Genomic DNA, 371 nt, shown 5'->3' with positions numbered 1-371 from the left:
ATTCGGTCCGCGGCTCTATCCCCTACCCCGAGCCGTCTGGACTTCCACCGTTTGACCCCATCCTGACGTGGGTCATCGCGAAGAACATCACGTCACCGAAGTACGACTCAACGTACGCCTTGGCGTCCGCGATTCAGCGAACTATCGGTGAACAGGGGACGTTCGCGCATCCGTTCATCCGCCCCGCGTGGCGGAACGCTCGTGGGAAACGGAACATTGTGCGACTGAACAGACAGGCGATGCGGCGTGCCGTACGGAGGTTCTAACATCTCCCCATGAACGCAGACGAGCTGATCAACTGGCTCATTTCCGAGTCCGCGACCATCATCGGGAACGACTCGCGGGTGGACATTACCAACCCTGACGGCCAC

The 371-nt window shown here is 60.1% G+C and carries 1 protein-coding gene; it reads left to right on the top strand.

Annotation, left to right across the window (positions count from 1 at the left end; genetic code table 11):
- Positions 1–266 (top strand): hypothetical protein (locus EXE45_RS21025; RefSeq protein ID WP_206750519.1); only part of this gene is annotated, 266 nt, incomplete at its 5' end.
- Positions 267–371: the final 105 nt, after the last annotated feature.

This window comes from Halorubrum sp. SP9 (assembly GCF_005435015.1).
Lineage (GTDB): Archaea > Halobacteriota > Halobacteria > Halobacteriales > Haloferacaceae > Halorubrum > Halorubrum sodomense.
This window is presented reverse-complemented; position numbering and strand designations above follow the sequence as displayed.